This is a genomic window from Achromobacter sp. RW408, from assembly GCF_003184165.1.
Taxonomy (GTDB): domain Bacteria; phylum Pseudomonadota; class Gammaproteobacteria; order Burkholderiales; family Burkholderiaceae_B; genus Achromobacter; species Achromobacter xylosoxidans.
Map to the genome: position 1 here is coordinate 1,860,003 of NZ_QHHO01000049.1, position 16,859 is coordinate 1,876,861.

Annotated in this window: 12 protein-coding genes; 3 read left to right on the forward strand and 9 right to left on the reverse strand. The window is 70.0% G+C overall.

Annotation, left to right across the window (positions count from 1 at the left end; all coding sequences use genetic code 11):
• Window positions 1–26: 26 nt before the first annotated feature.
• The 9 genes from arsC to urtA all read right to left on the reverse strand — a co-directional run bounded on the left by arsC (window position 27) and on the right by urtA (window position 10,409).
• Window positions 27–455 (reverse strand): arsenate reductase (glutaredoxin), encoded by a 429-nt coding sequence (arsC, locus tag DK459_RS27925; RefSeq protein WP_006386125.1) that lies wholly within the window; start codon window positions 453–455, stop codon window positions 27–29.
• Between the two features lie 77 nt (window positions 456–532).
• Complete coding sequence (locus DK459_RS27930) at window positions 533–2,068, reverse strand: PepSY domain-containing protein (RefSeq protein WP_054442876.1); 1,536 nt, start codon at window positions 2,066–2,068, stop codon at window positions 533–535.
• 8 nt (window positions 2,069–2,076) lie between these two features.
• The gene (locus DK459_RS27935) at window positions 2,077–4,278 is read right to left on the reverse strand and encodes a TonB-dependent siderophore receptor (protein WP_070541556.1); all 2,202 of its coding nucleotides are present in this window, start codon (window positions 4,276–4,278) and stop codon (window positions 2,077–2,079) included.
• A gap of 141 nt (window positions 4,279–4,419) precedes the next feature.
• Window positions 4,420–4,818, reverse strand: coding sequence for a DUF2946 domain-containing protein (locus tag DK459_RS27940; protein WP_110135204.1), 399 nt, complete (start codon window positions 4,816–4,818; stop codon window positions 4,420–4,422).
• 25 nt (window positions 4,819–4,843) lie between these two features.
• Window positions 4,844–5,542: an urea ABC transporter ATP-binding subunit UrtE gene (urtE, locus tag DK459_RS27945; protein WP_006386129.1), complete on the reverse strand. Its 699-nt coding sequence runs from the start codon at window positions 5,540–5,542 to the stop codon at window positions 4,844–4,846.
• Window position 5,543: 1 nt separating this feature from the next.
• The gene (gene urtD / locus DK459_RS27950) at window positions 5,544–6,383 is read right to left on the reverse strand and encodes an urea ABC transporter ATP-binding protein UrtD (RefSeq protein ID WP_006386130.1); all 840 of its coding nucleotides are present in this window, start codon (window positions 6,381–6,383) and stop codon (window positions 5,544–5,546) included.
• Window positions 6,380–7,507: an urea ABC transporter permease subunit UrtC gene (urtC, locus tag DK459_RS27955; protein ID WP_006386131.1), complete on the reverse strand. Its 1,128-nt coding sequence runs from the start codon at window positions 7,505–7,507 to the stop codon at window positions 6,380–6,382. Before urtC ends, urtD begins: the two co-directional genes overlap by 4 nt.
• A complete protein-coding gene (urtB, locus tag DK459_RS27960) occupies window positions 7,504–9,135 on the reverse strand; it encodes an urea ABC transporter permease subunit UrtB (protein WP_038504328.1) in 1,632 nt (543 codons plus the stop codon). Before urtB ends, urtC begins: the two co-directional genes overlap by 4 nt.
• Window positions 9,136–9,155: 20 nt before the next feature.
• Complete coding sequence (gene urtA, locus DK459_RS27965; RefSeq protein ID WP_006386133.1) at window positions 9,156–10,409, reverse strand: urea ABC transporter substrate-binding protein; 1,254 nt, start codon at window positions 10,407–10,409, stop codon at window positions 9,156–9,158.
• A 347-nt stretch (window positions 10,410–10,756) separates the two neighbouring features.
• On the opposite strand from urtA, the gene atzF reads away from it, so the two are divergent.
• From atzF to DK459_RS27985, 3 genes are all read left to right on the forward strand, one after another.
• Window positions 10,757–12,586, forward strand: coding sequence for an allophanate hydrolase (atzF, locus tag DK459_RS27975; protein WP_024070211.1), 1,830 nt, complete (start codon window positions 10,757–10,759; stop codon window positions 12,584–12,586).
• A 26-nt stretch (window positions 12,587–12,612) separates the two neighbouring features.
• Window positions 12,613–16,248 carry an urea carboxylase gene (gene uca, locus DK459_RS27980; RefSeq protein WP_054442879.1) on the forward strand — a complete coding sequence of 1,212 codons (3,636 nt, stop codon included), beginning with the start codon at window positions 12,613–12,615 and terminating at the stop codon, window positions 16,246–16,248.
• Between the two features lie 2 nt (window positions 16,249–16,250).
• On the forward strand, window positions 16,251–16,859 hold a 609-nt coding region (locus tag DK459_RS27985), incomplete at its 3' end, for a GntR family transcriptional regulator (RefSeq protein ID WP_110060220.1).

Consider the following 16,859-nt stretch of genomic DNA (forward strand, 5'->3'; position numbering starts at 1 on the left):
TGGGGATGGGGCCTGCGGCGGCGCGCTCACTTGGCGATGCGCTTGCCCTGCGCGTCGATCACCGCTTCGCCGTCTTCCTTGGTGAAGGCGCCTTGCTGCGGCGCGGGCAGGATGTCCAGCACCAGTTCGGACGGGCGGCACAGGCGCGCGCCCAGTGGCGTGCTGACGAAGGGGCGGTTCAGCAGGATGGGGTGGGCCTCGATGGCGTCCAGCAGGGCCTCGTCGCTCAGCGTGGTGTCATCCAGGCCGAGTTCGGCGTAGGGCGTGCCCTTCTCGCGCAGCGCGTCGCGCACGGTGATGCCGGCGCGCTTGAACAGCGCCTTGAGCTGTGCGCGCGAAGGCGGCGTCTCCAGGTACAGGACGACCTGCGGTTCGATGCCGGCGTTGCGGATCATGGCCAGCGTGTTGCGCGAAGTGCCGCACTTGGGGTTGTGGTAGATGGTGACGTCGGACATGGGCTTTCCTTGCGGTATTGCGGGGACAAGGAGGGAGCATAGTGCATTCCAGCCCCATCCCCGCGGCCATGGCGGCGTCAGGCGCGCAGCTTGCGGCCCAGCCGGCGCCAGCCGATCACCACGCCGGTCAGGCTCAGCGCCGCGCCGCCCAGGCTGAGGAACACCAGCAGGATGTCCCACAGCGGCCGGCGCGCCAGCAGGCCGGTCCAGTCCCAGCTGTGCAGGAAGGCGAACAACCAGCGGCTGGCGCGGTTGCGGCGGTCCTGCCGGCCCAGCACCTGGCCGGTGCGCGGATCCAGGTAGACCCAGCTGGCCTGCGGGTCGTCAAACACCAGGCGCCACGCTGGCAACGGCTTCTCGATGTGGCCGAGCATGGCGTGTTCGTCGCGGCCGTAGTAATAAAAATCGTAGCGGTCCAGCACCTGCACGTCGGCCAGGGCCGCGCCGGGCACCAGGCGGGCGGCGGCGGCGCGCAGGGCGGCGGGGTCGAGCGTGACGGGGCGGGCGTCGGCGGCCGCCAGCAGCCGCGGCGCGCCCGGGCCGCTGCGGGCCAGCACCAGGTCCTGGCCGTCCACGCGTTGCCAGCGCAGTTCGCGCGGCGCCGCCGGCAGGGCGCGGATCAGCGCGGCGGGCGGCGCCTGCGGCGCGTCGGCGGCATAGGGGCCGCCGGCGTAGGCCTGTTGCGCCAAGGGCGGCGCGCCGCTGCTGAACAGCTTCCACGGATTCATCGACATCAATCCGCTGAAGATCCAGGTGATGGTGATGCCGGCGAACAGCAGGCCCGCCAGGTGATGCCAGCGCATCATGTTCTCGCGGTAGGGCGAACGGCTGCCGCTGGCGTACGGGCGCGAGAAGCGCCAGCGCAGGATGCCGACCACCGTGCCGGTCAGCGCCAGGGCCACGCCGGCCACCGACAGCCAGACGACGATGTCGTGCCACCACGGATCGAAGGCGTTGCCGCGAAACGGATACAGCCAGTGGATCCAGGCGCCCGCGTAGTTCCACAGCCGTTCGCGGCGGGTGGCGTCCAGCACCACCTCGCCGGTGGCGGACGAGACGTACAGCCGCGTGCGCGCCGGATCGTCCATGTCGATGCGGTGCAGGGGCCGGTGCGGGTCGAGCGCGCCGGAATGGGTGTAGACGTCCTCGTCCACCTCGCCCTGGTAGTGCGCGGCGTAGCGGCCGTCGAACCAGGCCGCGGCGCTGGCGCTGGCGACGGCGGCATCGGCGCGCGGCAGCAATGCGCCGCTGGCGGCATCCACCACCTTGGGCGCGCGGCCGCGGCCGGCCGGCACCAGGTAGACCGGCGCGCCGCCGCGCAGCGCGGCCAGGCCCAGGCCCGTCATGTCGCTGGCGCCGGCGGCGGCCAAGGCCTGCGCCGGCGTGGCGGCAACGCGCGCCGGATCGAGCGGCGCGACGTGCGTCATGCGTTCGAGCGGGGTGAGCTTGGGATAGCCCACGTACATCATCACCACGCCCGAAATGAACCACATGGCGAAGAACAGGCACAGCACGATGCCGGCCCAGCGGTGCGTGAGGTACAGCCAGCGCTTGGCGCGGCTGGACCACGGCACGGGCGCGGGCCGGCGGCGGGGGGAGGGGATTGCGCTCATGATCGTTCTCAGTATCGCGCCTGCAGCGTCAGTTCGAACGAGCGCGGCGCGCCCAGGTAGAACATCGGCGTGCCGGTGACGTTGGCCGCGTACACCTTGTCGGTCAGGTTGCGGACCCGGCCGGTGAGGGTGAAATGGCGGTCGATGCGATGCGACAGCGCCGCGTCGAACACGGTGTACGACGGCGCCCAGACGGTGTTGGCGGCATCGGCATAGGCGCGGCCGACGTAGCGCGCGGCGACGCTGGCGTTCCAGTCCGGCAGGAAGGCGTAGTCGATCCAGGCGTTGGCCACGCGCCGCGGCGTGTTGGTCGGCACGTTGCCATTGCGCGATACGCGTACGCCGCCGACGGTTTCCGAGAAGTCGTCGTACTGCGGGTCGACGAAGGCCACGTTGGCCTGCAGCGACAGGGTGCGCGTCAGCCGCAGGCCGCCGGCCAGTTCCAGCCCGCGCGCCGACTGCTGCCCCACCGGGATGCTGACCGCCGGATTGTTGGCGTCGGGGGCCGAGATGTTCTTGCGCTTGATCTCGTAGGCGGCGAGGGTGGCCGAGCCGCGGCCGTCCCAGAACTCGAACTTGCCGCCGACCTCCTTCTGCGTGCCGGTGGTCAGCTTGTCGTTGTTGAGCACGTCGGCGAACGACGCGGTGGCCATGATGCCGGACGGCGGATCGGCGGCCGTGGCGTATTGCGCGTACAGCGACGCCTGCGGCGTGATGGCCCAGTTCAGCGCCAGCCGGCCGGTGGTGGGCGAATAGCTGCGCGAGGCCGACGCCGGCGCGGCGGCCGTGACCGCGCGGCGGTTGGTCAGGTCCAGGTCGATGAAGTCCTTGCGCAGGGCCGACACGATGGCCACGCCGGGCAGCACCTCGGTGCGGTTTTCCAGCGTGAACGCGAGGGTGCGGACGCGGTTGTCGCGATCCGGATTGTGGCCGCGCGTCATGCCGGGAATGTCGTAGAAATAGCCCGGCTGGAAATCATACGGATCGACCGCGTCCACCGTGGCCGGCAGGCTGGTCGGATAGCGGGTCTGCCTGTTCACGCTCAGGTCGGCGCCGAATGACCAACTGGTGGGCAGGTCGGCCAGCGTCGATTCGACCAGTCCCTCGACGCGGTTGCCGACCAGGCTCTGCTCATGGCGCTGCAGCAGCGCGGCCGAGCGCAGCACGCGGCTGTTGCCGGCGTTGTAGCGGTAGGTTTCCAGGTTGCGGAAATCGCGCTCGGCGCGGTAGTAGTAGAGCGTGTTCTTGAACGTCACGCCCGGCGCGGCGCGCCATTCCGTCAGCGAACGGGCCCACAGCACCGACTGCTCGTACAGGCCGTCGTCGACGTTGTAGTTCTTGAAACGCGTGCCGCCGCGGATGTGGCCCTCGCCGCTCACCTTGCCGTTGGCGCCGACCGTCAACGGCGTGCCCCAGTAGGGGCGGTCGACGCGCTCGCGCTGGTACTCGAAGGCCCAGGTCTGGGTGACGTCGTCGCCCAGGTCGGACAGCAGCGACGCCGCCACCTGGGTGGCGTTCGACCGTTCACCGTCGACCCAGCCGTTGCTGGCGGTGGTGTTGGCGTCGATGCGCAGGTAATGGCCGCGGCCGCCGGGCGACCCGGCCAGTTGCTGGTTGATGCCGGCCGATGCCTGGCGCGTGTCGAACGAACCCAGGCGCAACTGGCCTTCGTAGAAGGTGTCGCGTTCGGGCAGCTTGGTGACGTAGTTGATGGCGCCGCCGACGGCGCCGGCGCCGAACAGGAAGGTCGACGGGCCGCCGATGGCCTCGACCCGGTCGTAGATCCAGCTGTCGATCGGCCGCGCCGCCGCCGAGTCGTACTGCACCGAGATGCCGTTGAACAACTGCGACACCTGCCCGCCGCTGAAGCCGCGGTAGCTGACGGCGCCGGCCATGCCGGGGGGCGAGGCGTTGTTCACGCCCGGGATGCCGCGGGCGATGTCCTGGGTGTTGAGGGCGCCGCGCGCCTCGATCTGCTGGCGCGAGATGACGGTGACGGAGGCCGGCGTGTCCTTGATCCGCAGGCCAAGGCGGCTGCCGGTGCCGTCGATGCGTTCCAGGTTGATCGGGCCGTTGGGGCGGTCCTCGGCGTTGTCGCCTTCGACCACGGTGGGCGCCAGCGTCTCGATGGCGGGCTCGGTCGTCAGCGCGAGCGCCGGATTGGCGGCGCAGGCGCCGGCCAGCAGGGATACTGCGTAGGTTCTTTTCATGGTCCACGCCGGCGGGGCCGGCCTGCGCGCCCGCGATGGCGCCGCGCTAGCAGGCGGCACCGGGATGCGGACGAGGGTTCTGCGGGAATCGCCGCCGGTCGGCGGCGACGAATGCTCGGGCGGAAGCGGCGCGTGCGCCGATCAGGCCGCCGGCGGGGCGCGCGGCTGGGCCGCGCGCCAGGCGTGGAGGGGGTGCGAGGCGCGGTAGAACAGCGCCGGGTAGGTGACGCCGCCGCTGGCGGGCGCCGGCAGCACGGTCAGGGGAGCGGGAGGGAGGCCGAGGTCGGCCTGGGGGTTGCGGCAGAACGGGCAGTGGTTGCTGTCGCCGTGGTGGGCGGCGTGGTCGCCGGCCCTGTCATCGCTTTGCACCTCGATGGTCAGGGACGATTGGCCCTCGGGGGCGCAGTAGTCCACGCTGACCTGGCGGCTGGCATTGGGCAGGTGATTGCCATGCGCCAGCGACGGAACCAGCGACGCCCACAGGATCGCGATCAGCGCGATCCAGGCGTAGCCGCGGTTCAGGAAGTGGGCGAGGTGCATGACGGCGCATTATATCCAAGCCTTTTCAGACGGAAAGATGGCGCCGCACGTCCTCGCCGTCGATGGCGGCGCGGTCGCCGCTGGCCACCACCTCGCCGCGCGACAGCACCACGAAGCGGTCGGCCAGCTCGCGGGCGAAATCGAAGTACTGTTCGCACAGCAGGATGGCGATGTCGCCGCGCTGGCGCAGCATGTGGATGACGCGGCCGATGTCCTTGATGATGGACGGCTGGATGCCCTCGGTGGGTTCGTCCAGGATGATCAGCTTGGGCTCGGCCACCAGCGCGCGGGCGATCGCCAGCTGTTGCTGCTGGCCGCCGGACAGGTCGCCGCCGCGCCGCGCCAGCATGCTCTTGAGCACCGGGAACAGCTCGAACACTTCCTCCTTGATGCGGCGCGCGCGCGCCGCCGGCTTGGTGGCCATGCCCATCAGGATGTTTTCCTCGACCGTCAGCCGGGCGAAGATGTCGCGGCCCTGCGGCACGTAGGCCATGCCGCGCGCGGCGCGCTGGTGCGGCGCCAGGCGGGTGACGTCGGCGCCGTCGAAATCGATGGCGCCGCGCGCCACCGGCAGCACGCCCATCACGCACTTGAGCAGGGTGGTCTTGCCGACGCCGTTGCGGCCCAGCAGCGCCAGGCATTCGCCCTGGTTCACGGCCAGCGACACGCCGCGCAGGGTGTGGCTGCCGCCGTAGTACTGGTCGATGGTGTTCACGTTCAGCATGTCAGCGCCCCAGGTAGACTTCGATCACGCGCGGGTCGGCCTGCACCTTGGCCATCGGCCCCTCGGCCAGCACCGAGCCCTCGTGCAGCACGGTCACCTTGCCGTCGCCGGCGATCTGGTTGACGAAATCCATGTCGTGCTCGACCACCATCAGCGAATGGCGGCCGCGCAGCTCGTTGAGCAGTTCGCCGGTGCGCTCGGTCTCGGCGTCGGTCATGCCGGCCACCGGCTCGTCCAGCAGCAGCAATTGCGGCTCCTGCATCAGCAGCATGCCGATCTCCAGCCATTGCTTCTGGCCATGCGACAGCAGGCCGGCGGGGCGGAAGGCCTCGGGCCGCAGCCGGATCAGGTCGAGCGTCTCGCCGATGCGGTCGGCCTGCTCGCCGGTCAGGCGCGCGAACAGCGTGGGCCGCACGCGCTTGTCGGTCTTCATCGCCAATTCCAGGTTCTCGAACACCGTGTGCTGTTCGAACACGGTGGGGCGCTGGAACTTGCGGCCGATGCCGGCGTGCGCGATCTGCGCCTCGCTCAGCGTGGTCAGGTCGATGCTCTGGCCGAAGAACGCGGTGCCGGCGGTGGGGCGCGTCTTGCCGGTGATGACGTCCATCATGGTGGTCTTGCCGGCGCCGTTGGGGCCGATGATGCAGCGCAGTTCGCCGACGCCGATGTCCAGCGTCAGGTCATTGAGGGCCTTGAAGCCGTCGAAGCTGACGGTGATGCCCTCCAGGTACAGGATGGCGCCGTGGCTGGTGTCCAGGCCCTTGGGGCTGACGCGGCCGTAGCCGGCGTCGCCGCTGGGGCCGCCATCGAGCATGGCGCTTTCGGTATGGGTGCTGGTCATGCGCGTCGCTCCTGGTAGCGGGCGGCCAGGCGCCGGGCCAGGCCGACGATGCCGGTGGGCAGGAAAAGGGTAACCAGCACGAAGATCAGGCCCAGCGCGTACAGCCAGAATTCGGGCAGCACGCTGGTGAACCAGGTCTTCAGGCCGTTCACGGCGCCGGCGCCGATGATGGGGCCGATCAGCGTGCCGCGCCCGCCGGTGGCGACCCAGATCACCATCTCGATGGAGTTCTCGGTGGACATTTCGCTGGGGTTGATGATGCCGACCTGCGGCACGTATAGCGCCCCGGCGATGCCGCACAGTACCGCCGACAGCGTCCACACGAACAGCTTGAAGCCGAGCGGGTCGTAGCCGATGAAGCGCAGCCGGCTCTCGGCGTCGCGCACCGCCGTCAGCACCCGGCCCAGCTTGGACTGCGTGACGGCGCGCGCCAGCACCAGCGCGCCGGCCAGCGCCGCCAGCGTGATCCAGTACAGCGCGGCGCGGGTGCCGGGCGCGGTGATGTCGAAGCCCAGGATGCGCTTGAAGTCAGTGAAGCCGTTGTTGCCGCCAAAGCCGGTGTCGTTGCGGAAGAACAACAGCATGGCGGCGAAGGTCAGCGCCTGCGTGATGATGGAGAAGTACACGCCCTTGATGCGCGACCGGAAGGCGAAGTAGCCGAACACGAACGCCAGCACGCCCGGCACCAGCACCACCAGCAGCATGGCGTAGGCGAAGTGGTCGGTGAAGGCCCAGTACCAGGGGTAATCCTTCCAGTCCAGGAACACCATGAAGTCCGGCAGCCGGCTCTGGTAGACCCCGTCCTGGCCGATGGCGCGCATCAGGTACATGCCGTGGGCGTAGCCGCCCAGCGCGAAGAACAGGCCGTGGCCCAGCGACAGGATGCCGGCGTAGCCCCACACCAGGTCCAGCGCCAGCGCCGCCAGGGCGTAGCACATGAACTTGCCCAGCAGCGCCACCGCGTAGGCCGAGACATGCAGCGGATGGCCGGCGGGAAACGCCAGGTTCAGCAGCGGCACCAGCGCCAGCAGCAGCACGCCCGCGCCCAGCGCGGCCCAGGCGCGGCCATTGAACAGGGGCCGGCGCGCCAGCAGGTTGAAATCGGTCAGCGCGGTCTGCTTCATTCGACGCTCCGGCCGCGCGGGGCGAACAGGCCTTGCGGCCGCTTCTGCACGAAAAGCACGATGAGCACCAGGATGGTGATCTTGGCCATGACCGCTCCCGCGTAAGGCTCCAGGAATTTGTTGACGCCGCCCAGGCCGAGCGCGGCGATGACGGTGCCGGCCAGCTGGCCGACGCCGCCCAGCACCACCACCATGAAGGAATCGACGATGTAGCCGCGGCCCAGGTCCGGGCCGACGTTGCCCAACTGCGACAGCGCCACGCCGGCCAGGCCGGCGATGCCCGAGCCCAGGCCGAACGCCAGCATGTCGACGCGGCCGGTGGGCACGCCGACGCAATCGGCCATACGCCGGTTCTGGGTGATGGCGCGCACGAACAGGCCCAGCCGCGTGTGGTTCAGCAGCGCCCACACCAGGAACACCACGAACAGCGCGAAGCCGATGATGACCAGCCGGTTGTAGGTCAGCACCAGGCCGCCCAGCACGGTGAAGCCGCCGGACATCCAGCTGGGGTTGCCCACTTCCACGTTCTGCGCCCCGAAAAGGGTGCGCACGCCCTGCATCAGCATCAGGCTGATGCCCCACGTGGCCAGCAGCGTTTCCAGCGGCCGGCCGTAGAGCCAGCGGATCACGGTGCGTTCCAGCGCCATGCCGACCAGCGCGGTGACCACGAAGGCCAGCGGCAGCGCCGCCGCCACGTACCAGTCGAGCCAGCCTGGCAGCCAGGCGCGGAACGCCGTCTGCACCAGGTAGGTGACGTAGGCGCCGATCATCAGCAGCTCGCCGTGCGCCATGTTGATGACGCCCATCAGGCCGAAGGTGATGGCCAGCCCCAGCGCCGCCAGCAGCAGCACGCTGCCCAGGCTGAGGCCGTAGAACAGGTTGCCGGCCCACTCGATGGTGGCCAGGTGGCGGTCGATGCGCTTGAGCGCGTTGGCGGCCGCCTCGCGCACGCCGGCGTCGGGTTCGGCGTAGACGCCGTCCTGTTGCTGCGCCAGCGCCGCCAGCGTCGGCCGGAAGGCGGCGTTGTCGGTGCGGCCGAGCAGCTCGACCGCGTGGCGCCGCACGGCGGGGTCGGCGCTCTTGAGTTCCAGGCTGGCCTGCGCGATCTCCAGCGCGGCGCGCACGGCCGGGTCTTTTTCGGCGGCCAGCGCCTTTTCCAGCAGCGGCAGGCGCGCCGGATCGCCGGTCTGTTGCAGGCGGCGGGCCGCGGCCAGCCGTTCCTGCGGGTTGTCGGAGAACAGGCGCGAGCCGGCCAGCGCCGCCTCGATCGCGCGCCGCAAGCGGTTGTTGATGCCGATGGAGGAGGCCTCGGGCGGCAGCGCCAGGGCCGTGCCGGTGGCCGGATCGGTGGCCTGGCCCTTGCCGTCGCCGATCAGCACGCGGCCGTCCGGCAGCGCATACAGCTGGTCATTGCCCAGCGCCTGCAACACGGCGGCCGCGCCCGGGCCGGGCTGCTGGCCCAGGGCGGCAATGGCCTGCAGGCGGGCGTCGGTGTCGTCGCCGGCCAGCGGCGCCAGCAGCGCCGGGTCCACGCCGGATGCGGCCGCGTGGGCGGCCAGCGCCGGCGTGGCCAGCAGCCATGCAAGCAGGAGATGACGCAGGAATTTCGCGATGACCGCATTCAGCATGGCTGCGCTTCCGGTTCCGGTTAGAGGCCTTGCTTGCTTTCGTTGCCCGCGATGTACGGGCTCCACGGTTGCGCGCGGATCGGGCCCTTGCTTTTCCAGACCACGTTGAACTGGCCGTCCGCCTTGATCTCGCCGATGTAGACCGGCTTGTGCAGGTGGTGGTTGGTCTTGTCCATTTCGATGGCGAAGCCGCTCGGCGAATTGAACTTCTGGCCGCCCATGGCCGCGATCACCTTGTCGACGTCGGTGGTCTTGGCCTGTTCGACCGCCTGCTTCCACATGTGGATGCCGATGTAGGTGGCCTCCATCGGGTCGTTGGTGACCACGGTGTTGGCGTTGGGCAGGTTCTTGGCCTTGGCGTAGGCCTTCCACTTCTTGATGAACTCCTCGTTGACCGGGTTCTTGATCGACTCGAAGTAGTTCCAGGCGGCCAGGTGGCCCACCAGCGGCTTGGTGTCGACGCCGCGCAGTTCTTCCTCGCCCACCGAGAACGCCACCACCGGCACGTCGGTGGCCTTCAGGCCGGCGTTGCCCAGTTCCTTGTAGAACGGCACGTTGGAGTCGCCGTTGATGGTGGAGATGACGGCGGTCTTGCCGCCGGCGGCGAACTTCTTGATGTTGGCGACGATAGTCTGGTAGTCGGAATGGCCGAACGGGGTGTAGACCTCGTCGATGTCGCTGTCCTTGACGCCCTTGGAGTGCAGGAAGGCGCGCAGGATCTTGTTGGTGGTGCGCGGGTACACATAGTCGGTGCCCAGCAGCACGAAGCGCTTGGCGCCGCCGCCGTCTTCGCTCATCAGGTATTCCACGGCGGGAATGGCCTGCTGGTTGGGCGCGGCGCCGGTGTAGAACACGTTCTTCTCCAGTTCCTCGCCCTCGTATTGCACCGGGTAGAACAGCAGGCCGTTCAGTTCCTTGAACACCGGCAGCACCGACTTGCGCGACACCGAGGTCCAGCAGCCGAACACCACCGCCACCTTGTCCTGCGACAGCAGCTGGCGCGATTTCTCGGCGAACAGCGGCCAGTTCGAGGCCGGGTCGACCACCACCGCTTCGAGCTTTTTGCCCATGACGCCGCCGTTGGCGTTGATCTCGTCGATGGTCATCAGGGCCACGTCCTTGAGCGACGTTTCCGAGATGGCCATGGTGCCCGACAGCGAATGCAGGATGCCGACCTTGATGGTGTCTTCGGCGGCGAACAGCTGCGGCATCCAGCCGGACATGGCCAATAGGCTCGCGGCGGTCAATTGCTTGAGGGCTAGTCTGCGTTTCATGGTGACTCCTGGATGGGAAGAGGCCGGCGGCGCCGGTGATGAAAGGACGTGACCAGGACGTCAAAGCAAAAGCCGTGCCAGCCGCGATGCGATGGCGGCGCGCTGTATTGAGCAATGGGTGTGCGCGAGGAGGCGGGGGGGCGGACGGGCGACGCGCCGCGGTTCAATCTGGTGCCGCGTGCACAAAACCGGTGCGGCCGCTGCCCGCTGGGAGTGCGCGCGCGGACTTGTCCGCGAAGGCGGCCAGGCCGTGGCGCGCGGCGTCCAGGGCGAAAACGCCGGGCGCGGCGCACATGGCACGCGTATTGCTTGGGAATCCGTACTTGTATACCAGAAAGGATTCCAGCATGAATGCCGTAGCAACGCAGCAGGGCCCGCTCGGTTGGACGATCGCGCAATGGCTGTCGGCCTATCAGGAAGGGGCCACGCCCGAAGCGCTGTTGATGCCCCTGGCCGCCGCGCCGGACGACCCGGCCGACAACGCCTGGATCACGCGCGCCAGCGCGCCGGTGCTGGCGCGCCAGCTCGACGACCTGCGCCTGCTGCTGGCCGCGGCCGGCGGCGATCGTTCCCGCCTGCCGCTCTACGGCGTGCCGTTCGCCATCAAGGACAACATCGACGCGGCCGGCTGGCCCACCACCGCTGCCTGCCCCGCGTTCGCCTACACGCCGGACGAGGACGCCACCGTGGTGCGGCGCCTGCGCGCGGCCGGCGCCATCCTGATCGGCAAGACCAATCTCGACCAGTTCGCCACGGGCCTGGTCGGCACCCGCTCGCCGCACGGCGCGGTGGCCAACAGCTTCAATCCCGACTACATCAGCGGCGGCTCCAGCTCGGGGTCCGCCTCGGTGGTGGCGCGCGGGCTGGCGGCGTTTTCGCTGGGCACGGACACCGCGGGCTCGGGCCGGGTGCCGGCGGGGTTCAACAATATCGTCGGCCTCAAGCCGACCAAGGGCTGGCTCAGCACCGCCGGCGTGGTGCCGGCCTGCCGCACGCAGGACTGCGTGTCGATCTTCGCGCTGACGGTGGACGATGCCGAGCGCGTGGCCGGCATCGCCGGCGGCTATGACGAACACGATCCCTATTCGCGCGCGCAGCCGGCCGGCGCCGCCGCGCCCTGGCCCGCCGCGCCGCGGCTGGCCGTGCCCGACCGGCTGGAGTTCTTCGGCGACGCCCAGGCCGCCGCCGCGTTCGAGGCCGCGGTGCAGGCGCTCAAGGCCGGCGGCGCCGAGGTCCAGGCCATCGACTTCGCGCCTTATGCCGAACTGGCGGCGCTGCTGTACCAGGGGCCGTGGGTGGCCGAGCGCTTCGCCGCGGTCGAGCCGCTGTGGCGCGACAATCCCGAAGCCATCCATCCGGTGGTGCGCGGCATCGTCGAAGGCGCGGTCCACTACGACGCGCTCGACGCCTTCAAGGCCGAGTACCGCCGCGCCGAGCTGACGCGCAGTATCCACCAGTCGCTGCAAGGCTTCGACGCGCTGGTGGTGCCGACCTCGCCGTCGATCTACACCATCGCGCAGTTGCAGGCCGATCCGGTGCGGCTTAATTCGCAACTGGGCATCTATACCAACTTCGCCAACCTCGCCGACCTGTCGGCGCTGGCGCTGCCCGCGGGCATGCGCGATGACGGGCTGCCGGCCGGCATCACGCTGATCGGCATGGCGTGGCAGGACCGCGCGCTGGCGCATTTCGGCCGCCAATGGCAGGCGCAGCGCGGACTGCCGCTGGGCGCCACGGGCCGGCCGCTGCCGCCCATGGGGCCGACCGCCGCCGACCCCGGGCTGTTGCGCGTGGCCGTGGTGGGCGCGCACCTGACCGGCATGCCGCTGAACCATCAGCTGACCTCGCGCCGCGCGGTGCTGGTGGAAAAGACCCGCACCGCCGCCGACTACCGGCTCTACGCGCTGGCCAACACCACGCCGCCCAAGCCGGGGCTGGTGAAGTCCGACAGCGGTGCGCCGATCGAGGTGGAGCTGTGGGACATCCCGCTGGCGGCGTTCGGCGCCTTCGTGGCCGAGATCCCCGCGCCGCTGGGCATCGGCACCTTGACGCTGCATGACGGCCGCCAGGTCAAGGGCTTCATCTGCGAGCCGCGAGGCCTGGAGGGCGCGCGCGACATCACCGCCTTCGGCGGCTGGCGCGCCTATCTCGCCAGCCTGAACGCCACCCCCCGCTAAATCCAATCGCCCCTGGGAGCCGAACCGTGTTCGATACCGTCCTCATCGCCAACCGTGGCGAAATCGCCGTCCGCGCCATCCGTACCCTCAAACGCCTGGGCATCCGCAGCGTTGCCGTGTATTCCGATCCCGACCGCAATGCCGCCCATGTGCGCGAGGCCGACGTGGCCGTGGCGCTGGGCGGCGAGAAGGCCGTCGACAGCTATCTGCGCACCGACCTGTTGCTGGCGGCCGCGCGCGAGCACGGCGCGCAGGCCATCTACCCCGGCTACGGCTTCCTGTCGGAGAGCGCCGAGTTCGCCGAAGCCTGCGAGGCCGCGGGCATCGCCTTCGTCGGTCCCACGCCGCTGCAGATCCGCGAGTTCGGCCTGAAGCACCGCTCGCGTGAACTGGCGGCCGAAGCCGGCGTGCCGATGACCCCCGGCACGGGCCTGCTGGCCAGCCTGGGCGAGGCGCTGACGCAGGCCGAGCGCATCGGCTATCCGGTGATGCTCAAGAGCACCGCGGGCGGCGGCGGCATCGGCCTGTCGCGCTGCGACAACGAGGCCGAACTGACGGTGGCGTTCGATAGCGTACAGCGCATGGGCGAGCATTTCTTCCGCGACGGCGGCGCCTTCATCGAGCGTTACGTGGACAACGCCCGCCACGTCGAGGTGCAGATCTTCGGCGACGGCGCCGGCCGCGTGCTGGCGCTGGGCGAGCGCGATTGCTCGGTGCAGCGTCGCAACCAGAAGGTGATCGAGGAAACCCCCGCGCCGCACCTGCCGGCCGCGACCCGCGCGGCGCTGCTGGCGGCGGCCGTCAAGCTGGGCGAGTCGGTGGCCTACCGCTCGGCCGGCACGGTCGAATTCATCTACGATCCGGCGCGCGACAGCTTCTATTTCCTGGAGGTCAACACCCGCCTGCAGGTGGAGCATCCGGTGACCGAGGCGGTGACCGGGCTGGACCTGATCGAATGCATGCTGCGCGTGGCGGCGGGCGAGCCGCTCGACCTGGCCGCGATGTCGCGCGCGCCGCAAGGCGCGTCGATCGAGGTGCGGCTGTACGCCGAAGACCCGCTGCGCCAGTTCCAGCCGTCGCCCGGCGTGCTGACGGAAGTGCATTTTCCCGAAGGCGTGCGCCTGGACGGCTGGGTCGAGACGGGTACCGAGGTGCCGGCGTTCTACGATCCGATGCTGGCCAAGCTGATCGTGCACGCCGACACCCGCGAGGCCGCGCTCGACAAGCTGGCCGATGCGCTGGCGCACACCCGCCTGCACGGCATCGCCACCAACCTGGACTACCTGCGCCAGATCGTGGCCGACGCGCGCTTCCGCGCCGGGCAGTTGTCGACGCGCTTCCTGGAGGGCTTCATCTACCGCCCTGCGGCCATCGAGGTGCTGGAAGCCGGCACCTACACCAGCGTGCAGGATTACCCGGGCCGCACCGGCTATTGGGATATCGGCGTGCCGCCGTCGGGCCCGATGGACGACTACGCCTTCCGCCTGGCCAATCGCATCGTCGGCAACGCGCCCGACGCAGCCGGCATCGAGGCCACGCTGGTCGGGCCGACGCTGCGCTTTCATGGCGATGCCATCGTCGCGCTCACCGGCGCCGAATGCGCCGCCACGCTCGATGGCGAGCCGGTGCCGATGTGGCAGCCGGTCACGGTGCGCTCGGGCCAGGTGCTGGCCACGGGCCGCGCGCTGTCCGGCTGCCGCACGTACCTGGCGGTGCGCAACGGGCTGGACGTGCCGGTCTACCTGGGCAGCCGCTCGACCTTCGCGCTGGGCCAGTTCGGCGGCCACGCCGGCCGCACGCTGCGGGTCGGCGACATGCTGCCGCTGGTGCGCCCCGAGCTGCCGGCCGCGAACGCCCAGGCGCCCGTGAGCGCGCCGCAGGCCGCGCCCGCAGAACTGATTCCCGCCTATGGCAACACCTGGGAGATCGGCGTGCTGTACGGCCCGCATGGCGCGCCGGACTTCTTCCGCCCCGAGGCCATCGAGGCCTTCTTCGCCGCCGATTGGGAGGTGCACTACAACTCCAATCGCCTCGGCGTGCGGCTGACCGGCCCCAAGCCGACCTGGGCGCGCGAGAACGGCGGCGAGGCCGGCCTGCATCCGTCCAACATCCATGATTGTGAGTACGCCATCGGCAGCATCAACTTCACCGGCGACAGCCCGGTGATCCTGACGCGCGACGGCCCCAGCCTGGGCGGTTTCGTCTGCCCGGTGACGATCGCGCGCGCCGAGCTGTGGAAGGTGGGGCAGGTCAAGCCGGGCGACCACATCCGCTTCGTGCGCATCGATTACGCCGAGGCGGTGGCTCGCGAAGCGGCGCAGGACCGCAGCGTCGAGCAGCTGCGGTCGGTGGCGCCGCAGACCACCACGCCCGCCGCGTCGCCCGCCACGGCCTCGGAGACCATCATCGCGGCGCTGCCGGCGACGGGCAGCCGGCCGTCGGTGTCGTACCGCCAGGCGGGCGATGGCTACCTGCTGCTGGAGTATGGCGACAACGTGCTCGACCTGGCGCTGCGCATGCGCATCCACCTGCTGATGGAGGCGCTGGCGGCGCGGCCGATCGATGGCGTGCGCGAGCTGTCGCCGGGCGTGCGCTCGCTGCAGATCCGCTACGACAGCCGCGTGATCCTGCAGCAGGCGCTGATCGCGCGGCTGCTGGAGATCGAAACGCAGCTGGCCGACGTGGCGACGCTGAAGGTGCCGACCCGCGTGGTCCATCTGCCGATGGCGTTCGAGGATTCGGCCACGCTGGGCGCGGTGCAGCGCTACCAGGAAACGGTGCGCGCCAGCGCGCCGTGGCTGCCGAACAATGTCGACTTCATCCAGCGCATCAACGGCCTGGCCAGCCGCGAGGACGTGCGCCGCATCGTGTTCGACGCGAGTTATCTCATCATGGGCCTGGGCGACGTCTACCTGGGCGCGCCGTGCGCGGTGCCGATCGATCCGCGCCACCGCCTGCTGACGTCCAAGTACAACCCGGCGCGCACCTTCACGGCCGAAGGCACGGTGGGCATCGGCGGCGTCTACATGTGCATCTACGGCATGGATTCGCCCGGCGGCTATCAACTGGTGGGCCGCACGCTGCCGATCTGGAACAAGTTCCTGAAGAACCCGGCGTTCCAGGACGGCAAGCCCTGGCTGCTGCGCTTCTTCGACCAGGTGCGCTTCTATCCGGTGAGCGAGGCCGAGCTGGATGTGCTGCGTGAGGATTTCCGCGAGGGCCGCGCCACGGTGCGCATCGAGGAGGAACTATTCGATTTCGCCGCGCACCAGCGTTTCCTGGCCGACCAGGCGGACAGCATCGGCGCCTTCCAGGCGCGGCAGAAGTCGGCGTTCGATGCCGAAGTCGCGCTGTGGAAACACGAGGACGTGGCGGCGCCGCCGGCCGAGGCGGCGCCGGAACTGGAGATCGCGCTGCGCGACGGCGAACGGCTGGTCAGCGCCGATATGTGCGGCAACGTCTGGAAGATCCCCGTGCAGGTGGGCCAGAGCGTGGCGGCTGGCGACACGCTGGTGGTGGTCGAGGCGATGAAGATGGAGCTGTCGGTGATCGCGCCGGTGTCGGGCACGGTGGCCGCGATTCGCTGCGTGCCGGGCAAGCCGGTCAACGCGGGCGATGCGCTGGTCGTGCTGGCCGAGGACGCGACTTGCCCGGTGGCCTGACCATGCGCGATTCGGTGCGTGTCGGGCCGGCGTTGCGGCAGGCGCCGGCGCTGGCGGGGTCGTTGGCCGAGCAGGTCTACCAGCGCATCAAGGATGAGCTGTTCGACTTCCGCCTGCTGCCGGGCGACCGCTTTACCGAGGCGGAGCTGGCGTTGCGGCTGGGGGTGAGCCGCACGCCGGTGCGGCTGGGGCTGGCGCGGCTGGAGCGCGAGGGCTTCGTGCTGCCCAGTCCGCGCAGCGGCTGGCAGGTGCGGCCGTTCGATTTCGAGCGCTTCGAGGCGCTGTACGACGTGCGCGTGGTGCTGGAACTGGCGGCGGTCGAACGGCTGTGCGCGCGCGAGCGCATGGACGATGGCGGGATGCTGGCGGCGCTGGTGGATGTGTGGCTGGTGCCGCCGGATCAACGCATTCTGGATGGGCGGATGGTGGCGCAGCTGGACGAGGCGTTTCACTGCTCACTGGTGGCGGCTGCCGGGAATGCGGAGATGGCGCTGATCCATCGGGAGGTGACGGAGAAGATCCGGATCGTGCGTCGGCTGGATTTCACCAAGGAGTTCCGGGTGGATGCGACGTATGAGGAGCATGGGGCGATCTTGCGGGCGGTGCTGGCT

Bases quoted from the DNA above. Each gene is read 5' to 3' on its own strand.
- arsC (WP_006386125.1), bottom strand. From the start codon at position 455: ATGTCCGACGTCACCATCTACCACAACCCCAAGTGCGGCACTTCGCGC.
- DK459_RS27930 (WP_054442876.1), bottom strand. From the start codon at position 2,068: ATGAGCGCAATCCCCTCCCCCCGCCGCCGGCCCGCGCCCGTGCCGTGG.
- DK459_RS27935 (WP_070541556.1), bottom strand. From the start codon at position 4,278: ATGAAAAGAACCTACGCAGTATCCCTGCTGGCCGGCGCCTGCGCCGCC.
- DK459_RS27940 (WP_110135204.1), bottom strand. From the start codon at position 4,818: ATGCACCTCGCCCACTTCCTGAACCGCGGCTACGCCTGGATCGCGCTG.
- urtE (WP_006386129.1), bottom strand. From the start codon at position 5,542: ATGCTGAACGTGAACACCATCGACCAGTACTACGGCGGCAGCCACACC.
- urtD (WP_006386130.1), bottom strand. From the start codon at position 6,383: ATGACCAGCACCCATACCGAAAGCGCCATGCTCGATGGCGGCCCCAGC.
- urtC (WP_006386131.1), bottom strand. From the start codon at position 7,507: ATGAAGCAGACCGCGCTGACCGATTTCAACCTGCTGGCGCGCCGGCCC.
- urtB (WP_038504328.1), bottom strand. From the start codon at position 9,135: ATGCTGAATGCGGTCATCGCGAAATTCCTGCGTCATCTCCTGCTTGCA.
- urtA (WP_006386133.1), bottom strand. From the start codon at position 10,409: ATGAAACGCAGACTAGCCCTCAAGCAATTGACCGCCGCGAGCCTATTG.
- atzF (WP_024070211.1), top strand. From the start codon at position 10,757: ATGAATGCCGTAGCAACGCAGCAGGGCCCGCTCGGTTGGACGATCGCG.